The sequence below is a fragment of the Methanosarcina siciliae T4/M genome, from assembly GCF_000970085.1.
Taxonomy (GTDB): domain Archaea; phylum Halobacteriota; class Methanosarcinia; order Methanosarcinales; family Methanosarcinaceae; genus Methanosarcina; species Methanosarcina siciliae.
Map to the genome: position 1 here is coordinate 2,132,210 of NZ_CP009506.1, position 21,915 is coordinate 2,154,124.

Sequence of the window (21,915 nt, forward strand, 5' to 3'; positions counted from 1 at the left end):
TACCACCTTTATGAAATCGCTATCACTCCAGTATCATACGCACTTGTGATCCAGAGCGTTGAATTTGCTCTTACTTTGAAAGCTTTCCTGGATGCCGCCTGTCCGGGTGGAATCGTCAGTTTTAGGGGCAAACTTACCGTACTATTTGCCGGGACATTTACTGTCTGATTATTCCACTCAAACCAATCTGATGATATCTGATAACTGGCAGGCAGGCCGCCCATGATTACGTCAATACTAACTATGTCATCAAAATTCTGTATGCTCTTGATATTCACAGTGTAATCAATCGTTGTTCCCGATGTTGATGCGGTTGTAACCTTTGGAGAAATACCCACACCAAGGCTGCCTGTTGGAGCTACAACTTTGTAGTTTTCAGTAATTTCAACTGCGTTGCCGGCAGCGTCTTTTGCTGTTATCAGCATGGAATAATCGCCGATTGAAGAAGGAGCGGTTATGCTGCCCTGCCAGATGTTGTCTGTTTTTGCAAGCTGGACATCGCCTGCGGTTACTTCGGTAACTTCAATGTTATCAGTGGCATCCACAGTAACGTTTATCGTAGAACCAGCGGTTGTGGTGGCCGGGAACAGAACTACCGACTCGATTACAGGTTTTTCAGTATCAGATACCAACTCTGCCAAAGTCGTCGCGGTTGAATTTACCCATGTTTCATTTATGTTTCCAGAAACATCCACCGTGCGCGTACTTATGGTGTATTCTGTTTCGGGTTCGAGGCCGGTGGCGTTGAAGAATTTGGCGGAGGTGCTGGTCTGGAAGGCACCGTTGAGGTAGATTTCGGTGTGGGAGAAGTCGGGGTCGGAGGGGTTATTCCAGGTCCAGTTGATCCAGGTGGATTCGGAAGTGGATTGGAGATTGGTAATTGAAGATGGAGGATTGGTATCCAATTCCTTGATAATGATATATTTTATATCATTAATTAAAGAGGTCTCAGCTCCTCCAAGAGCATTACTGTGACTGAAAGACCCTTTAAACTCAGTAAATTCTCCATCAAGGCTTGATGTCATTATCCAGTAAGCTTCTTTGCTTTCTCTGGGTGCCACGTCTCCAAAGTCTATCAGCAATGAATCGGTTTCAGGTCCGTCCACAAGTCCACTGCCAATGAGTTCAAAGGATACTAACAACCCTGCTTTATTTTCATATATCATGGGCTGACCGCTATCAAGTTTAAGGTTCTTTGCAGTGCCATAACCCACATTGTTGACAGTCAAAGTTAGGTTGAAAGGCTTGTCTGCTTTTACTGTATCAGGGATTGTGTAGGTCAGGTTCAGTAACGGTTGAGGCATCACAGTGATGTTTTCTTCCGTACTGTTTGTGCTGAAAGGCACACCATTTACGGTATAGTTTATGAATGCCTGAACTGTGTAATCCTCGCCTAAGGGAGTAGTGCCCCCTGCATTTTTCTCGGGTACTAACAGCCAGTCTGCACTTACAACTGCTGAAGGACTCATAACTCCGTTGCCGTCGATAGAATTGATGCCGTCTAAAGCCGTCAGGCTAACAAAGAATAGACCGGAGGCATTTTTTCCATTTTTGTCCTTTATCTTGAGGTTTACACTTACACTTTCGATGTTCTGGTCAGTTAATTTATTTGTTAGTTCAAGGCTGGCGGCAAACGCATCTCTTTCGAGAGTGGCTTTCTGCGGAATATATAACTTGACCCTCTCATGAACTGTTTCTACCACTTTAGGAATATATTCTATAGTAATAGGTGAATAGCTTCCTCTGGGGGTACTATAGCTGTATTTGAAATAATCTACTATTGTACTGCTGACCGAAGAGCCAACCGGACAGTTATACATATAGATAAAAACAGGAATCTCCGACGAGAGGTAAACTTCATGTGTTATGTCACTGTTTGGCTCAAAGGTCAGATAGTTGCCACCAATTCTGATGCTGTTCCGATATTCGTCACCGCCGCATGCAACATTGGTAGCTTTTAGATGATAGGGGATTGTGATAGAACTCTGGGGCTTGAGTTCGTCGACAAAGAATGTGTTCCCGGTTGGGAAAGTTATGTTTACCCCCTGTAGAGAGGACGAATCCACCGTTACATTGAAGATCGAAATAAGCCCCGGATTTGAAATCGTTATATAGCTGTCGGTTTCATATACCGGATCTGAGAAATTGACTCCGTATTTAATGTACATCGGGTCAGGAATCAACAGAGGTGGCGGTACATCGGTTTCGAAAGTAAGATTTAGTTTGATATCATAATCGTCTTCTATCTGTATTGGAGTTACGGTAAGCTTTACACCAAGAATATTCTTGGAGAGCACAGGTTCCGCAAGGGTCTGTATTCCAGGGGAAACAGTTGAGGAGCCACTTACGGGTGCATGGTCAGACGCCTTTATAAAATAATTATACGTGCCGACGGAAATATTTTCGAAAAGGTAATATCCGTTTTCGTCTGCAGTCCCCTGGAATATCTCCGTAAGGACAGCCGGATTCTGGATTACAACCGAAGCTCCGGGGATATTCTGTCCAATATCATTTACAACATGGAACATCAGGTCACCCTTTTCGGAAGAAGTGACTGAGATTACCAGGTTTATGCTTACAGGCGGATGGTTACTGCTTGAGATGGTAATTGTTTCCTGATATACTCCTACAGAAGTGTCGTTGCCTGGATTGAAGAAAACGTTGAAAGATTTATTCATGCCTGGAGAAATATTCCCAAGGTTTGCAGAGCTTACAGAAACCCAATCAAGAGCTGGTTTCGAAATGTTAATATCATTCATTGATTTGTATCCGGCGTTGGTGATGTCGACTGTTTTTACCAGAATATTATTCGGATTCAATCCGACTACTATCGATGTTGGACTGACAATGGCAGCAGGGCTGGCATCTACAAGATAAACAAATAGTTTAGCTTCTTCAGAACTGCCTTCATCGGTAGTAATTCTGACTGTATAATTTGCCTGAGAGACATCCACATTTTCAGAACTGATTTTAATCTTGAATGACCCTTCAGCACCAGCAACAAGGGTTTCAGGAGGCATCTGTAATATTCGAGTTTCCACGCCAGATATTGTGTCCTCGTCAAGCTGTACAGTTACACCATGCAGATCTGTTTCTCCATAATTTCTTAGTGAAAACGTGATATTTTCGGATGAATTTTTAGACATCTCATACTCTATGATGCCTGAAGGGATCATGTAAAGCCCATACATGTCAAAAGAAGTCTCTGCGCTTATCCAGAGTTTATTGGGTTTTACGCTAAGTTTGGCAGTGAAATTTCCGGCTTCACTATGCCCAGGGTTGAAATAATATGAGATATATCCATCGGAATCTGTTACCAGACTGTAAGTTTGCGTATAACCTTTTAACTTTAGATTCAGGAGCGCCGGTGCGTTTACAACAGGGCTTCCATCAATATATTGAGCCTTGCCTGTGATATGTACAGTCTCCTCTCTGTCATAAATAGGTTTGTCAGTTGAGATAGATACGTTGAAGTTTTCAGTAACGGATTCTGCACCGGTTGTCGCAGTCGCATTAACCCACGTTTCATTTAAGTTACCATTGATATCCGCCGTTCTCGTACTGAGCCTATAACCTGTTTCAGGCTGGAGGCCTGTAGCGTTGAAGTATTCAGCAGAGGTGTTGGTCTGGAAGGTACCGTTCAGGTAAATTTCGGTGTGATTGAAATCCGGGTCTGTGGGGTTAGTCCATGTCCAATTGATCCAGGTGGACCCGGTCGATGACTGAAGATTACTGATTGATTGAAGAGGAGGTACGCTATACATGACCGCAGTTATTGTAGCAAGTTTCGAATCAGTACCGTTTGCATTGCTTACTGTCAGGTTAACCGTGTAGTTTCCTGCTGTAACATAAGTATGCATTGGGCTCTGCTGCGTCGAATTATCTCCGTCTCCAAAGTCCCAGCTCCATTCGGTTGCATTCTGTGACAGATCTGTGAACTGCACATCCAGTGGAGCATAACCTTCAGTGACATTGTTGCTGAAGTTTGCTACAGGAAGTACAGGCTTTGAAGTCACATTTATGGTCATGGACTTTGAGTCTGAACCATTACCGTTGCTTGCAGTCAATACAACATTGAACAGTCCTGGGGATGTAAATATGTGCTCTGGGTTTGCATCAGATACATTGCTGCTGCCGTCTCCGAAGTTCCAGTTCCATTGTGTTACATTCTTCGATAGGTATGTAAACTGCACGGAAAGAGGAGCATAACCTTCACTGACATTGGCACTGAAGTTCGCTTCAGGGAGTACCGGCACAGGTTTTTTCAGAACAGTTATTGTAGCAAGTTTCGAATCATTACCGATTGCATTGCTTACTGTCAGGTTAACCGTGTAGTTTCCTACCGCAACATAAGTATGCATCGGGCCCTGCTGAGTTGAATTAACTCCGTCTCCAAAGTCCCAGTTCCATGCGGTTGCATTTAGAGAACTGTCCGAAAACTGCACAGAGAGGGGAACATAACCGTATGTAACGTTGCTGCTAAAGTTTGCAGATGGAGGTTGTTTTGGGATATTAGTAAACTTCTGGATGCGATGATTGTATGTATCGGCAACATATACATTACCCGAAGAATCTGCTGTAACACCAAATGGTTGAATTAACTGTCCGTCATTGCTGCCATAAGAACCCCATCCAGCAAGGAATGTTCCGTTGCTGTCAAACTTCTGGATGCGATGATTGTTTGTATCAGCAACATAAACATTACCCAAAGAATCTACAGCGATACCATATGGACGAGAAAATTGTCCGTCGCTACTGCCATAATAACCCCATCTGGTAATGAAGTTGCCGCTGTTGTCAAACTTCTGGATGCGATGATTGTACGTATCGGCAACATAAACATAACCCGAAGGATCTGCAGCAACACTATGTGGGTGATCAAATTGCCCATTACCGCTGCCCAAATAACCCCATTCAGAAAGGAATGTGCCTTCGCTGTCAAATTTCTGAATGCGATTATTTTCCGTATCTGCAGCATAAACATTGCCTGAGGAATCTACGGCAACACCACACACATTATGAAGTTGTCCGTCATCGCTGCCATAAGAGCCCCATTTAGTTAGGAATGTGCCTTCGCTGTCAAACTTCTGAATGCGGTGATTCCACATATCACCAACGTAAACGTTATCTGAAGAATCTACAGCAACACCATATGGAAGATCAAATTGTCCGTCACCGCTGCCATAAGAGCCCCATTTTGTTAGAAATGTGCCTTCGCTGTCAAATTTTTGAATTCGACGATTGATATAATCATCAACATAAACACCGCCAGAAGAATCTACAGCAACACTATATGGAAGATTGAATTGTCCGTCGCCCCCGCCATAATAACCCCATTTTGAAACAAAAGTATAATTTTCGGTATGCTTAGGGAAAACAGTTATCGTAGCTGATTTCGAATCTGTACCGTTTGTGTTGCTTACTGTCAGTTTAACTGTATATTTTCCTACTGCAAAGTAAGTATGAATTGGGCTCTGTTGCGTTGAATTAACTCCGTCTCCAAAGTCCCAGTTCCATGCGGTTGCATTTAGAGAACTGTCGTTAAACTGCACAGAAAGTGGAGCATAACCTTTAGTGACATTGGCTGTAAAATTTGCAACAGGAAATATTGGCTGTACTAGTGCAGAAACATTTATAATAGCTGTTTTTGAAGAAGTTCCATTTGTATTGCTTACTGTCAGATTGGCAGTATAAGTTCCTGCTGCAGAGTAAGTATGCATCGGACTCTGCTCGAATGAAGTATTTCCATCTCCAAAGTCCCAGTTCCACAAAGCTACATTTAACGAACTGTCATTAAACTGAACTGTAAGAGGTGCATAACCCTTACTGAGATTAGTACTAAAATTCGCTAAAGGAAGTTCAGGGATAGAATTAGTTACTGCCTCGTATTCGACAATATAGCCATGTACTGGACACTCTTGTGGAACATCATTCCACCTACTGTTGCCATGAAACTGAAGCGCATCTTCGGGATAACCATTCGGGAGATTTATCGAGTAGCCTCCCCAATATGAGTTGCTGGGCCCACCATAATCCCAATTGGTATAAACCCACGGTTCACCAGTTACCCATTGCCAGCCGCCAGCAGGTTCTGAGCTGCCAGCTGGTTGGATGCCACCTAACCAATAGTCTGATAAGCCAAATTTGTCAACAATAAAGTCATTTTCATCCTGAGAAGTGATTGTAACCAGATGTCCATTCATAACTGAGTAAGATAAAGATTGAGCTGTAGTATTTGCATCTCCCCAAGTAATGCCACCTGTCGCAGAGATCACATCATAGTAATGACCATTTCCAGAATAGTAAACCGGAGTAGTAGTTAACAAACTTATCGTAGCAAGTTTTGAGTTAGTACCATTTGCATTGCTTGTAGTAAGGTTAACGGTATATGGCCCTGCTACAGAGTAAGTATGTATTGGACTCTGCTCATTTGAAGTGTTCCCATCTCCAAAGTCCCAGTTCCACCCGGTTGTATTTAGGGAACTGCCTAAAAATTGCACACAAAGGGGAGCATAACCCGATGTCACGTTAGTACTGAAGTTTGCAATAGGAAGTACTGGTTTTTCTAGGTTCGTTTTCAAAATAACTAAACCATTATTCCAATCGGCTACGTAGGCGTAATTACCGGAAACTGCAACATCTTGAGCACCTCCGGCAGTATCGTAACTTTTCTCGAGAATTGGAGAAGAGGGATTACTTATATCAAAAATTAAAAGACCGTTACTCCAATCAGTCACATAGGCATAATTACCGGAAACTGAAATGCCGCGAGCATATCCTGCAGTATCATAATTTCCCTCGATAATTAAAGAAGATGGATTGCCTACATCAAAAATTAAAAGACCATTATAGCCATTGGCTACATAAGCATAATTGCCTGAAACTGAAACACCATCAGCATTTCCGGCAGTATCATAACTCCCGTTGAGAGTTGGAGAAGAGGGATTGCTTATATCAACAATCGCAAAACGATTATTATTAGCGGCTACATAAGCGTAATTGCCGGAAACCGAAACACCTCTAGCCAATCCGACAGAATTGCAGCTTCCTTTTAGAAATGGAGAAGAGGGATTGCTGACGTCAACGATCACAAGACCATTATTATAATCGGCTACATAGGCATAATTGCCGGAAACCGAAACACCGTAAGCATATCCAGCAGTATCATAACTCCCAGTAATAACTGGAGAAGATGGGTTGCCGATGTCAACAATCACAAGACCATTATAACCATCGGCTACGCAAGCATAATTGCCTGAAACTGAAACACCCTCAGAGTTTCCGGCAGTACTGTAACTCCCTTTAATACTTGGAGAATAGGGGTTGCTGATATCAACGATCACAAGACCATTATTATAATCGGCTACATAGACGTAATTGCCTGAAACTGCAACGCCGCAAACGTTCCCGGCAAGATGTCCAACTTGCTCCATATCGACTTCAGGAGCGAGTGCTGTCCCTGTAATCGTTACCAGAAAAGCAACAAATATAAGTGAATAAATCAGTTGTCTATTTATTTCCATCGAACTACACCCCGTTCTTTACCCTTTAATTTTAAAGCTAAAGGAATGATTCAAATCTAAGATCAAGGAGTTTTGTTGCCAAGAATGGTTATTGGGGAAAATGTAACTATAGATCAATTCTCAAGCTGAAATTTAGAAGTTATATTTTCATCATTCCTAAATTAAACCCTTAATCACTGAAACTTTCGTATCTTCATGAGAGTAATTTTGCATAAGAATCCGCTTATTCTTCATTGCTTGACCTCATATGTGAGAGAAAAACTGATTTTCTCTCTTGACCCAAGACAAGTGAAAATTAAAAAAAGGCCAATGAAAAATAATAGCATAACTGCTGTACTTGTTAGATTATTTGTAGGTTAAATCCAATAAAATGAGTTTTGTCCTCACTTTTGGTATCAAACTGAACCAAAACTTTCCACAGAGTCAAATTTCCTTTCCGACCTCCTTTACATCCAATACTTTTCATGAACGATTCCAACAGTATACATATAAAAAATATGTATATATTCTGTAAAATATTGATAAATGTTTAGTAGACACCGATATTAATAAATCTTCTCTTTTTTTGCAAAAGTATGATAAAATATGATAAACACAGTAATATATGTAAACATAGTATGTGAAAATAAAGCATTATATGAATGTACAAATATGAAAAAAAGCTTATAAAAAACATAAACTACGGAGATATATCTAACTAGATAAAATCATTAAAAAAGGCGCAATAATTAATTTTCAGGTACTTCTATAAAAAAGCACTCTCAAAAAAAATAAAAAATAAAAAAAGTCGCTTTAAAAAACAGCTTTGCTCAGTGTTCTGTTACTCAATATTTACTGTTTTACGAATTTCCTTCCTTTCTCCTCGACGCCAAAAATACTATTCCAAGTGCTGAAATCACAGGCACTGCTATTGTTGGAAATTCTGGTATCTGTGTTACAGTCACTGTAATTGGAAAATCACTTGACTCAATTGACCCCAAAAATTCATCTGGTATTGTAGGGTCATATAAATCAGGTAGATACCCTTCTCCAAGTACTTTCATCTGATACTCTCCTGCAGGAGTTCCTTCTGGCACGGTTACTTCCAGAGTGACAGTTTTTTCCGGTGAACCCGGCCCTATCAGAAATAGGTTATCACCAAATTCTGTAGTCCAGCTTACAGGATTTCCAGCTGAATCAATAACTGAGAGATCAGCGAATTCATCTACAGTAAGAGAATCCATTGCAGTTAGAGTTACTGCATATGTGACAGTTCCTCCCGGTCCAACTGTACTGGAGGTCGTTTCAACGTCTACATTAAAACCCGGATTTGCACTCGCAGTATTAATTGTCAGCAAGCTCAGGAGCAACACTAAACCAATTTTCATTTTGTTTGACCGCATTTTTACCACCTTTATGAAATCGCTATCACTCCAGTATCATACGCACTTGTGATCCAGAGCGTTGAATTTGCTCTTACTTTGAAAGCTTTCCTGGATGCCGCCTGTCCGGGTGGAATCGTCAGTTTTAGGGGCAAACTTACCGTACTATTTGCCGGGACATTTACTGTCTGATTATTCCACTCAAACCAATCTGATGATATCTGATAACTGGCAGGCAGGCCGTCCATGATTACGTCAATACTAACTATGTCATCAAAATTCTGTATGCTCTTGATATTCACAGTGTAATCAATCGTTGTTCCCGATGTTGATGCGGTTGTAACCTTTGGAGAAATACCTACACCAAGGCTGCCTGTTGGAGCTACAACTTTGTAGTTTTCAGTAATTTCAGCTGCGTTGCCGGCAGCGTCTTTTGCTGTTATCAGCATGGAATAATCGCCGATTGAAGGAGGAGCAGTTATGCTTCCCTGCCAGATGTTGTCTGTTTTTGTAAGCTGGATTTCTCCTGCAGTTACTTCGGTAACTCCAACGTTGTCTGTTGCATCCACAGTGATATTTATCGTAGAACCAGCGGTTGTATTGGCCGGGAACAGAACTACCGATTGAATAACAGGTTTTTCAGTATCAGATGCCAATTCTGCTGATGTTGTTGCGGTTGAATTGACCCATGTCTCATTTTTGTTTCCGGAAACGTCTACCGTGCGCGTACTTATGGTGTATTCTGTTTCGGGTTCGAGGCCGGTGGCGTTGAAGAATTCGGCAGAGGTGTTGGTCTGGAAGATGTTGTTAAGGTAAATTTCAGTGTGGTTGAAATCGGGGTTGTGGGGATTAGTCCAGGTGAAGTTGATCCAAGTTGTGTCGGTGGTGGATTGGAGGTTAGTAATGTTGGCAGGCGGTAAATAATCGGGCGTTAGAGCGGCATATGAAGTAGAATTATCCCAGGCAACATTACCTGATTCATCTACAGCAGATACATTTACAGAATGAGTACCTTCAAGTGCTGTAATGCTCCCGTTCCAGATACTTCCACCCTGATTGAGCAGTGGAATATCATTTACTTTTACACCACTGACTCCAACATTATCCGTAACATTGACTGTAACATTAATTGTAGAATCGGTTGTGGTACTGATCGGGAATATTACTACTGATTCAATTGCAGGTGGAATAATGTCTGGCAGAGAAAGAGTCTTTGCAGTTGCATTAACCCATATCTCGTTTACATTTCCATTGCTGTCCACTGTGCGTGTACCGATAGTATAATTTGTATCCGGTTGAAGGCCAGTAGCGTTGAAGTATTCTACAGAGATGTTGGTCTGGAAGGTGCCGTTCAGGTAGATTTCAGTGTGGTTGAAGTTGGGATCTGAGGGATTCTGCCATGTCCAGTTGATCCAGGTATTGCCTGTTGTGGATTGTAGATTAGTGATACTCGAGGGTAGAGTCATATTTTGTTCTAAAACGATTTGAGGTATTGTATTAAGCCCCTCACCAATAGTTACTTCCCCATTATAATCTGAATAACCTAGGTGGGATGCTGTTAAGGAATAGTTTCCTATGGGTATACCAACAAATGTGTAGCTTCCATCAGGTATTGTAGTTGTACTGTAGTTGCCCAACTTCACTTCAGTTCCATTGTTATTATATTGGTTTTGTAAAAGTATAGTGCCTGAAACATCACCAGCATCAATATAGATATAACTTGTAAAAATGCTCATATTGGCACTGGTTCCTTGCCAAATTCCCTTCATGATGGAAATCCCAGGGTTAATTTCAGGTGAAGCCACAATGTTTATTTCTTGCGTTTCATTTGATTCCAAAGTAACTATTGTTGTTGAGTTATATACTTGATCACCGTCGAGATTTTCCATTTCTAAAAAAATACTTCCTGCATATGGCGAGTCATTCAAGAGATTAGTGATCTTGAAGGGTACGTTTATATTTTCTCCAACTGAAGCATTGGTTGGTGGGTATGCACTAATATCTATAGGGAATTCTGTTGTAAAGTTGTTTGAATTAGATAGGAAGTTAATTGTTTTATCATTAACAGGATCGTAGATATTCAGCTCTGTTTGAGGTAGTTCGACCATGACTCCAGGTTCACCATTTGATATAAACGTCACAACTATCTGACGATATTCATATGGTTCAAGATACAAATTCCAGTTGATGACATTTCCTTCTATCGTTCCATTAGCTGCATCTATTATTTCTATTTCAGGAGTGATTTCCTGGCTAAAATTGCAAGAGATTGGAGTTTTGAATGGGTTTTCGATCCAGATTACGAGCGTATTCTCTTTATTGTTGATTTGATTAACTACACAAGTCTTAATTGGATACTCAAGCATTTCTGCTTTATCAATCTCTTCTTGAGATACTATGGAATCACTTGATGTTGCTATTTTTGTAGTTCCAAAAATAGTATTATCACTACCAACAAAATAAGTTCCAGTTTCAGTTTCTCCAAATAAATTAAAATTGATTTGAGTATATGGTCTCTCACCAACTTCATCTTGCAAATAGTATATCCTAATTGTATTGCTTCTATCTACGCCACCTTTAATTTGTAATGATTCAGAAATAGTTACAGGTGTCCAGCTGACTCCATCAAATACTTGAACATCATTACTTTTAATTCCGAAAAACCATGACTGATAATCTGCTATCAATTGATAATTAGTATCAAATTTACCACTGTTCTGAATTTTAACATCAGAATATGCAGTATGTGTGAATAAATAATTATTTTCGCCCCAGAGTTTATAGTCACCTAAAGCCACATTTTCAATGTCTGTTATTTTACCCTCAGCAATCTGAGGAGGTACTCGATTTTCTATATTTTTTAATCCTTGGTTTGTATTGTCGTATACACGATATGCTTCCATGTATGAATTGAGATCTATCACAGTAGCAAGATCAAACATAAAATTATCTTGTTCAATATTAAAATCATTAATGATTAGTTCTGGAACAGTGGTCACTGCTCCAACTGCATGCCAGCCAGCTGTACCGAAAGCTAGAGCTCCTAGCGTTTTAGCCCCTGTTTTCAGTAGAAATAATTTTGTGTATTCGTTTAAGCCTGAATCTTCACTATAATCTTGAGAATTGTGTAACATTAGAGCATTTCTTTGTAAATTTAGAACGATAATTTTGTTTGCTAACCTTCTCTTTGATAAATCAGCTTGGTAGTTTTTAATTTCGTCTTCAGTTAAACTATTAACAGAATCTAGAACTTCATCTTTATTATTATTTAGTTTTATTTTATAATCATCTACCATTTTATTCAAAGGTGGCACCATATAATTTTGTAAAGGATCATATTCTTTTACGATTGCGCCTAAAAGAGAGAACATACTATCGTAACCTTCAACCAAAATTTCTCCCTGTATATTTTCCCCTATTGTATATTTCATCCATTTTAGAATATTTTCAGCAGTTTCACCTTTGAAAATTGCCGCGTTTTCAAGTACATGACCAATAAGAATTATACCTTCGTTTCTTTCATCAGCTTCTAATTTTCTACTAAAATAATCTCCATCCTCTGCAGACCATTTAGTTTCAGACTTAATTTCATTTAGTTTGTTCTGTGTATCCAAAACTGTAGTTTTAATGTCTTCTCCAAGTACTGATGAAATCGGAACCGCTTTAGTATAGTAACTAGTAGCTCCATCGTCGTCAGTTAATGTAAGATTAACTTCATAATCTCCTAACGCTGGGTAGGTATGACTAACTATAGGTCCTGTACCAGTAGAGCCGTCTCCAAAGTCCCAATTGTATGAAACAATTTCACCGCCATCATAAGGACCATATGGATCATAAGATGCGGTAGCATCAAAAGTTACTTCCTGATCGATGAGAATTAGACCTTCGGGAGTATAACTAAAAGATACAATCGGTGGTTCATTAGGCTGGGGGAGATATAGAGGATAATTATCTACACTGTCACCTCCTGCTATCGGGTAAGGATCATCGCAAATACCGTTATAATCAGTATCCATAATACCGTTGAGATCATTATCCATTTCAGTAGTTTCTGAGTAGTAATTTCCTATAATCCCGTTGTCCCATTGGTTTAAACTATCATCAAAAGCACTTATATCGTTTTCAATTAATCTATTGTTATAAATTCTATTACTGCTGGAAGACAATAGGTAAATTCCATAATAATTGTTATTAATGACATTATTTGTGATTTCGTTGTTTTTAGAACTGAGGTAAATCCCCCATTGCATATTGGAGCTAATATTATTGTTGACAATAGTATTACCATCCGATAATACCTCTACAGCTTTTTTTCCAGCTCCAGTAACAACAAAACCATCAAGGACGACCCCATCAGCATAAAGTGTAACCGCATTACTCTGCCAACAAGCATTTATTACGGGTTTACCAGTGCCAATGTCGATGCCTCTTAAAATTATTTGTTTGTTAATAATTACATCCTCATAATAAACCCCACTATCTACATGCAATTCATTCCCGGAATCGGCATCATCTATAGCTGCCTGGATCGAAGCAAAGCTACTGCCCTTGTTTATGTTATGGACTGAACCTGGGATAATATACGTAATGCTATTAATCAGCGAAGTCTCAGCCCCACCCAACGCATTACTGTGACTGAAGGATCCTTTAAACTCTGTAAATTCTCCATCAAGGCTTGATGTCATTATCCAGTAAGCTTCCTTACTTTCTCCGGGTGCCACGTCTCCGAAGTCTATCAGCAATGAATCGGTTTCAGGCCCATCCACAAGTCCACTGCCGATGAGTTCGAAGGAGACAAGCAATCCTGCTTTATTTTCGTAGATTACGGGCTGGGCGCTGTCAAGTTTAAGGTTCTTTGCTGTACCGTATCCTACGTTAGTAACATCCAGGGTAATATTGAAAGGTGTATTTGCTTTGACTTCAGCGGGGATCGTGTAGGTCAGATTCAGTAGTGGCTGCGGCATTACAGTGATACTTTCTTCTGTGCTGTTTACGCTGAAGGTTACGCCGTCTACGGTATAGTCTATGAATGCCTGAACTGTGTAGTCCTTGCCCGAGGGTGTAGTGCCCCCTGCATTTTTCTCGGGTACTAACAGCCAGTCTGCGCTTGCAACTGATGAAGGACTTATCAGACCATCGCCGTCGACAGAACTGATGCTGCTCAGGGACGTCAGGTTAACGAAGAATAGATCCGAGGCATCGTTTCCATCTGCATCTTTTATCTCGAGGTTTACATTTACATTCTCGATGTTCTGGTCAGCTAATTTATTTGTCAGTTCAAGGCTGGCAGCAAATGCATCTCTTTCGAGAGTGGCTTCCTGGGATATGTAGAATTTGACCCTTTCGCGAACGGTTTCCACTACCTGGGGAATGGATTCACCATCATCATAGTTGCCTGAGGAATAGCTTCCTCCGGGACTATTGTAATCATGTCTGAAATATTCTTCTATTACATCGACTATCGGGCCTGTACTAACCGGGCAGTTATACATATAGACAAAAAAAGGAAGCTCTGACGAAAGGTACACTTTCCTGGTTACGTCACTGTTTTCTTCAAAGGTGAGATAATCTCCTCGGATTCTGATACTGTTTCGGTATGATTCCCCACCACAGGCAACATAAGTGGTATTTAAATGATAGGGGATTGTGATAGAACTCTGAGCTTTGAGCTCGTCAACAAAGAAGGTATATCCGGTTGGGAAAGTTATGTTCACTCCCTGCAGAGATGAAGAGTCCACCGTTACGTTGAAAACAGAAACAAGCCCGGGGTTGGAAATTGTTATCGAGCTGTCGTTTTCGTAAACCGGATCCGAGAAATTTACTCCGTACCTGATATACAGAGGGTTAGGAATCAATAGAGGTGGAGGTACATCGGTTTCAAAAGTAAGGTCCAGCTGGATATCATACTCATCTTCTATCTGTACCGGAGTTACAGTGAGTTCTACTCCGAGGATGTCTTTGGAAAGCACAGGTTCTACTAGGGTCTGTATTTCAGGAGAAACTGTTGATGAACCACTTACAGAGGTATGGTTGGAAGCTTTTACGAAATAATTATACGTGCCGATTGAAATATTTTTAAAGAGATAATAGCCATTTTCATCTGTGGTGCCCTGGAATACCTGGGTAAGAACGTCCGGGTTCTGGATTGCTATTGATGCTCCTGAGACATTTTCTCCGATATCATTCACGACATGGAACATCAGGTCTCCTTGTTCGGAAGAAGTGATTGAGATTGTCAGGTATATGTTTACAGGCTGATGGTTGCTGCTTGAGATGGTGATCGTTTCTTGGTAAACTCCTGCAGCGGTTCCGTTGTCCGGATGAAGGAAAATATTGAATGTTTTGTTGGCGCCCGGTGAAATGCTCCCTAGATCTGCAGAACTTACAGAAACCCAATCAAGAGACGGCGTTGAAATGTTAATGTCATTCATTGATTCGTATCCGACATTGGAGATACTGACAATTTTGGCCAGAGTATCATTCGGGTTCATTCCGACTGTTATCGATGTTGGACTTACGATGGCGGCAGGACTGGCTTCTACCAGATGAACAAATAATTCAGCTTCTTCAGAACTGCCTTCATCGGAAGTAACTGAAACTACATAATTTGCTTGGGAGACATCCACATTTGCAGCATTGATTTTTACCTTGAATGTTCCTTGAGCCCCGGCAGCAAGGGTTTCAGGTGGCAGCTGTACCAGCTGAGTTTCCACTCCGGTTACTGCGTCTCCTTCAAGCGAGGCAGTTACACCATGAAGATCTACTTCTCCGTAATTTCTGACGGAGAAAGTGATGTTTTCGGATGAATTTTCAGACATTTCATAGTCTATGGTGCCGGAAGGACTCATGTAAAGTCCGTACATCTCAAAAGAAGTCTCTGCACTTATCCAGAGTTTATTGGAATTAACGCTTATTTTGGCCGTGAAATTGCCAGCTTCACTACTTCCCGGCTGGAAATAATATGAGAAATACCCGTCAGCATCCGTTACAAGGCTGTAAGTTCGCGTATAACCTTTTAATTTTATAGTCAGGACGGCAGGTGTATTGACAACAGGACTTGCATCGTCATATTGTGCTCTGCCGGTGATATGCACGATTTCATTCCTGCCATAAATTGATTTATCTGTTGAAATAGACACACTGAAGTTTTCAGTAACCTTAAATGAAATTGTTTTTTCGGCTGTCAGTCCATTATTATCTCTTAATGCTACTCTGGCAACATAGTTCCCTTTCGGATAACCTGAAAGGTCCACGTTTGCGGTGAACCCTGCAGTCGTATAGCTCATCGGAGTGTTATACACAACACTGCTGTTATCATCCAGAATGCTTAGAGTCAAATTTACGTCGCTATCCGTCAGGTAAACGTTGGGAGAAGCCAGACTGGATGCTTTTGCGGTAAATACAGCAGTACCGTTTTCAGCATAACTCTGGCTGTCACTGCTTACAAGTAAAAGGTATTTTTCTTCAATGTAAGAAAGATTTGTAACTAGCAGGTTATTGCTCTCATTCGATTCATTAATCTGTCCATGATAGTCAACTTTTATACTAACATTATGATCTCCGGAAGTTGCAGTCCATACCTGAGAAACCTTTACCGATTCGCCTTTTGATATACCGGCAACTGATTTTGTACCGGCTAGATTTTCATCAATAGTAAAGCCTGTATTGAAAGTCCTCAGTGTGCTTCCGTTCCCGATGTTTTCAATATAGGCATCGAAGGTAACAGTATCTCCTGTCGAGAAATTCTCAGGAGACCATGTAAAGTCGGATACTATCAGGTCGGATTGCTCGACCTCCGGGAGGACCAATTTCAGGGAATTATCAGTTTCATCCGATTCAGTTATTTCATTTGAAGCATCTGCTACTACCTCTATCGTATGTTCTCCGGGTTCTGCAGTCCAGGTCTGAGAAATGGGTTCATGAGACCCTGAAGCCAGGCCGTCAAGAGGCCTATAGGCAATAGAAACCCCATCTATCAGGAACTGGACATGGAACTTTTCGGAGGTACTTCCAGGTCCTTCATTTTGAATGCTGGTATTGAATGTTACAGTCTCTCCATCACTGAAGTTTGAAGGATTCCATGTAAGACTGGAAACGGTTATGTCGGATTTTTTGATCTCCGGAAGGGCCTGTGTTAGATTATTGTTTGTTTCATTTAACTCTTCTACTCTAGGGCCATTTGCACTATACGGAGAAGCATACCAGCCACCTGCATCTGCCGTAACTGTCAGCGTATGATTCCCAGGCACTGCAGTCCAGCTTTTTGAAACGGTCTCGTATCCACCAGCCCCCAGCCCTTCAATAACTACATAGCCTAGATCATTCCCATCGATATAGAACCTTACTCCAAACCAGTTTTCTGTACTGTTAGATCCTATGTTCTCAACGGTAGCATTGAAATCAACAGTATCTCCGTCATCAATCGATGATGGAATTGTTACATTCGAAATTATGAGTTCCGGCTGGTAAATCGAGGGGAGAACAGCTGACCCAAGGTTGTTTGATTCGTTGGACTCAAGTATTGTATTTGTATCATCAGCTTTTACATTCAGGACATACGTACCCGGAACTGCATTCCACTCTGCCGAGACTTTTCTTGACTCCCCGGCAAAAAGACTGTTATCCACTGTAACTGTACCAATTTTACTCTCATTAATATAGAAGCCAACATCAAATGGCTTGGAAGCATTTCCAATCCCTGTATTAAGGATTTCGGCTTCAAAAGCAACCTGTGTCCCATCATGGAAGTTTTCTGGTGTCCATGTAAGGTTTGAAACGATCAGGTCTGCCTGCTCAACTTCAGAGAGAGAAACAGTAAGCCTGTTGTTTGTCTCGTCCAGCTCTTTGACATGATCATAATAGTCTACAACAACAGTGACATTTTCTGCATAAGCTGTAGCAGCCCAGTCTTGGGTAATAACTGTTGATTCACTGGCATTTAGTTGATCAACCCTCTTCTGCCCAATGTATTGATTATCTGCAAGGAACCTCACATAAAATGGAGAGAGCGTGTCCCCTTCCCCGATGTTTCGGATGCTTGCATTGAATGTTACAGTCTCGCCCTCATTTATCTTAGTCGGGCTCCAGTTTATGCCATCGACGGTGAGGTCTGAACTTCCTTTTGTTATTGGTTGAGATACTGGAGGAGTACATATAAACTGTCCTAATGCCCTAGGGCTACTTCCCACAATCACCGTGTCTGTAACAGTGTTTGTTACGGTGTCAATAATAGAGACGCTGTTGCTGTCTTTATTTGCCACATATACTTTTGTTCCATCAGGTGTAACTGAAACTCCCCACGGATGACTTCCTACATCAACAGTGGATGTCACAGTATCAGTTGCAGTGTCAATAATAGAGACACTGCTGGTTCCAGAGTTTGCCACATATACTTTCTTTCCATCCGGACTGACTGCAACTCCGTAAGGAGAACTTCCTACCTTGATTGTGTTTGTAACATTGTCTGTGGCAGTGTCAATCACAGAAACGTTGTAGCTGTTTGAGTTTGCCACATATACCTTTGTTCCATCAGGTGTGAATGCAACTCCATAAGGAGAGCTTCCTACTTTTACTGTGTCTATAACTGCTTTTGTTGCAGTGTCAATCACAGAGACACTGTTACTGTAAGAATTAGCTATATATGCCTTTGATCCATCAGGACTGACTGCAATCCCATATGTATCGAATCCTAAATTTACTGAGGCTGTAACCGTGTTTGTTGCGGTGTCAATTACCGAAACACTGTTGCTGCCCGAGATTCCCACATATACCTTTGTTCCCTCTGGGTTGATTGCAATTCCCCGAGTATTGCTTCCTACATTCACCGTAGCTACAACATTGTTCGTGGATGTCTCAATCACGGAGACACTGCTGGTTCCAGAGTTTGCCACATATATCTTTGTTCCATCTGGACTGGCTGCAACTCCAAAAGGACTTGATCCTACATTAACAGTGGCTGTAACAGTGTTTGAGGCTGTATCAATTACAGAAACAGTATTGCTGCCGTAATTCGTTATGTATGCATACGGCACCATTGGCGAAGCACTTTGTACGTTTATCTTGCTTTTCTTAGTATTCTGGCCATATTCATTTGTTACCGTAAGCGTTACTGTATAATTTCCAACTGTGCGGTAAATATGAGTTGGATTTTGTTCTGTTGAATTCTCTCCGTCTCCAAAACTCCAGTTCCATGTAGTTGCATCTTCTGAAAGGTCAGTGAATTGTACAGAAAGCGGAGCATAACCGCTGGTTACATTAGTACTAAAGTTTGCAACAGGAAGTAACACTTGTGCTGGAGGAGTACATATAAACTGTCCTAATGCCCTGGGACTACTTCCCACAATCACCGCGTCTGTAACAGTGTTTGTTACGGTGTCAATAACAGAGACGCTGTTGCTGTCTTTATTTGCCACATATACTTTTGTTCCATCAGGTGTAACTGAAACTCCCCACGGATGACTGCCTACATCAACAGTGGATGTCACAGTATCAGTTGCAGTGTCAATAACAGAGACACTGCTGATTCCAGAGTTTGCCACATATACTTTCTTTCCGTCCGGACTGACTGCAACTCCGTAAGGAGAACTTCCTACCTTGATTGTGTTTGTAACATTGTCTGTGGCAGTGTCAATCACAGAAACGTTGTAGCTGTTTGAGTTTGCCACATATACCTTTGTTCCATCAGGTGTGAATGCAACTCCATAAGGAGAGCTTCCTACTTTTACTGTGTCTATAACTGCTTTTGTTGCAGTGTCAATCACAGAGACACTGTTACTGTAAGAATTAGCTATATATGCCTTTGATCCATCAGGACTGACTGCAATCCCATATGTATCGAATCCTAAATTTACTGAGGCTGTAACCGTGTTTGTTGCGGTGTCAATTACCGAAACACTGTTGCTGCCCGAGATTCCCACATATACCTTTGTTCCCTCTGGGTTGATTGCAATTCCCCGAGTATTGCTTCCTACATTCACCGTAGCTACAACATTGTTCGTGGATGTCTCAATCACGGAGACACTGCTGGTTCCAGAGTTTGCCACATATATCTTTGTTCCATCTGGACTGGCTGCAACTCCAAAAGGACTTGATCCTACATTAACAGTGGCTGTAACAGTGTTTGAGGCTGTATCAATTACAGAAACAGTATTGCTGCCGTAATTCGTTATGTATGCATACGGCACCATTGGCGAAGCACTTTGTACGTTTATCTTGCTTTTCTTAGTATTCTGGCCATATTCATTTGTTACCGTAAGCGTTACTGTATAATTTCCAACTGTGCGGTAAATATGAGTTGGATTTTGTTCTGTTGAATTCTCTCCGTCTCCAAAACTCCAGTTCCATGAGGTTGTATCTTCTGAAAGGTCGGTGAATTGTACAGAAAGAGGAGCATAACCACTTGTTACATTAGTACTAAAGTTTGCAACAGGAAGTAACGTTTGTGCTGGAGGAGTACATATAAACTGTCCTAATGCCCTGGGACTACTTCCCACAATCACCGTGTCTGTAACAGTGTTGGTTACAGTGTCAATTACAGAGACGCTGTTGCTGTCTTTATTTGCCACATATACTTTTGTTCCATCAGGTGTAACTGAAACTCCCCACGGATGACTGCCTACATCAACAGTGTTTATCACAGTATCTGTTTCAGTGTCAATAATGGAGACACTGCTAGTTCCAGAGTTTGCCACATATACCTTCGTTCCGTCCGGACTGGCTACAACTCCAATAGGTGAACCTCCTACATCAACAGTGTTTGTAACATTGTTTGTGGCAGTGTCAATCACAGAAACGTTGTAGCTGTTCGAGTTTGCTACATATGCCTTCTTTCCATCCGGTGTGAATGTAACTCCATAAGGATAACTTCCTACTTTCACCATGGCTATAACTGTTTTTGTGGCAGTGTCAATCACAGAGACACTGTTGCTGTTCGAGTTAGCTACATATGCCTTTGCTCCATCTGGACTGACCGCAATTCCGTATGTATAGAATCCTAAATAAACCGTGGCTGTAACAGTGTTTGTGGCAGTATCAATTACAGAGACTCTATCGCTGCCAGATATCCCCACATATATCTTTGTTCCATCCGGGTTGATTGCAATTCCCCGAGGATAACTTCCTACATTCACCGTAGCTACAACATTGTTCGTGGATGTCTCAATCACGGAGACACTGCTGGTTCCAGAGTTTGCCACATATATCTTTGTTCCATCCGGACTGGCTGCAACTCCAAAAGGACTTGATCCTACATTAACAGTGGCTGTAACAGTGTTTGAGGCTGTATCAATTACAGAAACAGTATTGCTGCCGTAATTCGTTATGTATGCATACGGCACCATAGGAGAGACATTTTGCACATTTATCTTGCTGCTCTTCGTATTTTGACCATATGAATTTTTCACAGTAAGTGTTACTGAATAGTTTCCAACTGTGGTATAAACATGAGTTGGGTTTTGCTCGGTTGAATAAAATCCATCTCCAAAGTTCCAGTTCCATGAGGTTGCGTTTTCAGATTGGTCAGTAAATTGAACAGAAAGAGGAGCATATCCCTGAATAACGTTGCTACTGAAGTTTGCAACAGGGAATAGTGTTTGTGTTGGAGGAGCACCTATAAAATGCCCAAAAGAATTAGGACTGTTTAATCCAGTTACAGTGTCTTCAAGAGTGTTGGTTGTAGTGTCAATTACTGAAACACTGTTCCCGACTTGATTCGATACATATGCTTTTGTTCCATCTGGAGTAACTGCGATTCCTGAGGGTCTACTTCCTACATCCACGGAGTATGCAACAGTATTAGTTGAAGTATTAATTACAGAGACATAACTATTATAATTCGATACATACACCTTTTTCCCATCAGGACTGGCTGCAATTCCATTAGGATTGTTTCCTACGTAGACCGTAGCTGTAACATTGTTTGTTGCCGTATCGATTACAGAGACACTGCCACTATTGTAATTAGCCACGTATACTTTTGTTCCATCCGGTGTGACTTCAACTCCGCGAGGATTATCTCCTACATTCACAGTGGC

General features: G+C 41.2%; 3 protein-coding genes. All 3 read right to left on the reverse strand.

Going from position 1 to position 21,915, the window contains the following annotated elements; translation table 11 throughout:
* Positions 1-8: 8 nt before the first annotated feature.
* Complete coding sequence (locus MSSIT_RS24690; RefSeq protein WP_052721578.1) at positions 9-7,523, reverse strand: PKD domain-containing protein; 7,515 nt, start codon at positions 7,521-7,523, stop codon at positions 9-11.
* An 839-nt stretch (positions 7,524-8,362) separates the two neighbouring features.
* Complete coding sequence (locus MSSIT_RS09135) at positions 8,363-8,905, reverse strand: hypothetical protein (RefSeq protein ID WP_156158829.1); 543 nt, start codon at positions 8,903-8,905, stop codon at positions 8,363-8,365.
* 11 nt (positions 8,906-8,916) lie between these two features.
* Positions 8,917-21,909, reverse strand: a complete 12,993-nt coding sequence (locus MSSIT_RS24695) for a CARDB domain-containing protein (RefSeq protein WP_052721579.1) — start codon at positions 21,907-21,909, stop codon at positions 8,917-8,919.
* Positions 21,910-21,915 lie beyond the last annotated feature (6 nt).

Excerpts from the sequence above, each read along its gene's own strand:
- MSSIT_RS24690 (WP_052721578.1), bottom strand. The coding sequence starts at position 7,523 with ATGGAAATAAATAGACAACTGATTTATTCACTTATATTTGTTGCTTTT.
- MSSIT_RS09135 (WP_156158829.1), bottom strand. The coding sequence starts at position 8,905 with ATGCGGTCAAACAAAATGAAAATTGGTTTAGTGTTGCTCCTGAGCTTG.